Here is a 2,948-nt window from a genome sequence, read left to right as displayed (position 1 = left end):
CACATACTATGCTCGGGCTCGGAACCAAGTGGCTTACTGGGTCTAGAGATCTTTGATGGAGCAAGTGGTGGCATCAATCGACGCCGTAGACGTCAGTGTCGTCTATCCTGTTTTTACGACCTCCGCACGTTCCCTCAAAAATAAGGTGCTGTCCCAGACGACAGGTGGTCGAATTGCGGGGCGGGCTGCTCGACACACGCTCGTACATGCCTTGGACAACGTCAGCTTCAAAGCCAAATCTGGAGAACGCATCGGCGTTATTGGACACAATGGCAGCGGGAAAAGCACGTTGCTGAGGGTCATGGCGGGAATTTACCACCCCGTTTCCGGCTCAATAAGCGTCCAAGGTCGCGTTGCTGCGCTTTTCGACACCGGATTTGGAATGGACGAGGACTCGACGGGTTACGAGAACATCTTTTTGCGCGGCTTGTATCTTGGACTTAGTCGGACGGAACTGGCTCAGCAAGCCGATGACATAGCGGCGTTTACCGGACTCGGAGACTTCCTGGATCTACCTATCCGTACCTATTCCACGGGAATGAAAGCCCGATTGGCATTTGCGGTCTCGACCGCAGTGAACGCGGACGTCCTTCTGATCGATGAAGCGATCGGATCTGGAGATGCAGCGTTCATGGCGAAGGCCGAGGAGCGGCTAAACAGTTTTATTGAGCGGGCGCCGATCGTCGTGCTTTCATCTCACGATCCAGCGATAATGGTGAGGTTCTGCACACGCGGTATCGTTCTTCAGCAAGGACGCATTACGTATGACGGCCCCATCGAAGATGCGTTGAACCATCATACGGAGAACACCGGTCGGAACGCACGCGGACCGGAAATGCATGTCGTCCCATGCCTGATCGAAGATGACACGAATGACCATGTCGAGAGCGTCGACCGAAGCACGGGCGCGCCAGAAAGGCATCTCGTGTCACGCTCCATCAGAGTCGGCTTTGACCCGGACTATTATCTGACTGCATATCCTGACATCGCGACAGCTGGCATTGATCCGTACGAGCATTATGTCACGCACGGTTGGCGTGAGGGTAGGAACCCGAGCCCAGAGTTCAACACACAATATTACTTGGCATCAAATGCAGATGTTGCTGCGGCCGATATCTGTCCATTGATTCACTATGTGCAATTTGGATCGATTGAAGGGCGATTGCCGAAAGAACCGGTGCGCACAGAACTCGAACACGCGATGCATGAGATCCACACAACGCGGCAAAGCCGTCTAGAAAATGTGGTTTCGTCGAGTAGAAGAACATTGACCTTTCCGAGCAATGGAATATCCGGCTCACTCGCACTCGAAAAATTGAACGATATCTTTCAGAAGGAGATTGCCGCGACCGATGGCATGCTCTTGAYAGTCAGCCATGACGATTATGCAAAGCACCTGGGCGGAGTTCAGATTTGCGTGAGAGATGAGGAGCGTCTGGCAACGGACGCGGGATACTCATACCTCCACTTGTCACCATGGCAGCCCATGCTGGCCCTCTCTGACAACGTCGACGCGCATACATTCTATGTGGCGCTTCGCTTGAATGGCCAGGGCCTGGGGGCGATCTCCATTGCCGATCTCGCGCAAGCTCTCGCGACTCTCCCCTCGACCTATAAGCGGTATGCCATCATTCACCACTTGATGGGCTTCAGCCCTGAATTGGTCGGCAGTGTTATGGAGGCACTTCGTCCGGAACACGTAATCGCTTGGGTGCATGACTACTTTCTGCTCTGCCCCAACTACACACTTATGCGCAACGATCTAGAGCACTGCGGTGCTCCGGATATGGCCTCAATTGGTTGTCAGGTCTGCTGCCATGGTAGGGGGCGGTCTGCGCACRTCGAACGAATCAACGCGTTCTTCAATATCTACCGTCCGTCTGTCCTTGCGCCTTCCGAAGAGACTCTCGCACTATGGCGCCGCAAATTTGTCGGAGCCTTTCACAACTCCGCATGCCACCCGCATGGCGAATTGATCGTCCAGGAACGTCTAGAACGAAAAAGCAAGACCACGATGAACGTTGCGTTCGTCGGAACTCAAGCGTTTCAAAAAGGGTCGCACGTATTCGATGCACTCGCGCGGAAGCACTCCAAGGATCCGCGTTACCGCTTCTTCAAACTTGGTATGCACGACGCCGATGCCCATGCCCATATTGAAACGGTTCAGGTTGCAGTCACTGGAGCAAACAGGAAGGCTATGGAAGAGGCGATCATCGCGCATGATATCGATGTCGTCGTATTTTGGGCACTTTGGCCCGAGACTTTTTCGTTCGTCGCGCATGAGGCTCTCGCCGGCGGTGCATTRCTGATCGTTCCGAAATCGGCCGGCTACGCGACGAGTCTGGCGGAGGCGAACAGTGATCAGAGTCTTATACTCGACAATGAGAGCGAACTTTTCGAGCTATTCGAAAGCGGTCAGTTATGTGGCCGTGACCGTTCTTTCTCATCGAAGGAATTGAAGCTTTCCAATCCCCTGGAAGCTTATCTTGCTCATGCTGCTGTCGATCAATATGCCTAGTGTTCATTGCTTCACAAGCGTCTCATTCGGCTATCTCGATCGAGCGAAAGTTCTTGCTCAATCCATTCGCCAGTTTCACCCGGATTGGGTCCTCTGGATATGTATCGTCGACCGCGCGCCTGCCGACTTCCAATTTTCGCCAACTGACGCTGCCTTCGATCACGTGGTTTATGTCGACGACTTTGACATACCAAATACGACGAGTTGGATCTACAAGCATGAGATTGTCGAGCTTTGTACCGCTGTCAAAGGCCTGATGCTCGACATGCTCCTCGAGCAACAAGCAGACAAAGTAGTCTACCTCGACCCCGACACAATCCTTACGTACGATTTGTCTCCTGTTGAGGAACTGTTGAATGAGCATTCAATCGTTCTGACTCCACATCTCGTCGAAGACGAAGGCTTCGAAGATTCTCCCCCGATTAACGAG

At 53.2% G+C, this 2,948-nt stretch carries 2 protein-coding genes; both read left to right on the top strand.

Annotation, left to right across the window (positions count from 1 at the left end; genetic code table 11):
- The first annotated feature begins 67 nt into the window (after window positions 1-67).
- Window positions 68-2,518 (top strand): ATP-binding cassette domain-containing protein, encoded by a 2,451-nt coding sequence (locus AC1DT3_RS16825; RefSeq protein WP_477466386.1) that lies wholly within the window; start codon window positions 68-70, stop codon window positions 2,516-2,518.
- Window positions 2,493-2,948, top strand: a 456-nt coding sequence (locus AC1DT3_RS16820; RefSeq protein WP_477466385.1) for a glycosyltransferase family protein, incomplete at its 3' end; no start/stop codon positions are given. The genes AC1DT3_RS16825 and AC1DT3_RS16820, both read left to right, overlap by 26 nt.

It is taken from the genome of Microvirga sp. P4_G7 (assembly GCF_056401005.1).
The sequence above is the reverse complement of the archived record's forward strand: the minus strand, read 5'-3'. Positions and strand labels throughout refer to the sequence as shown.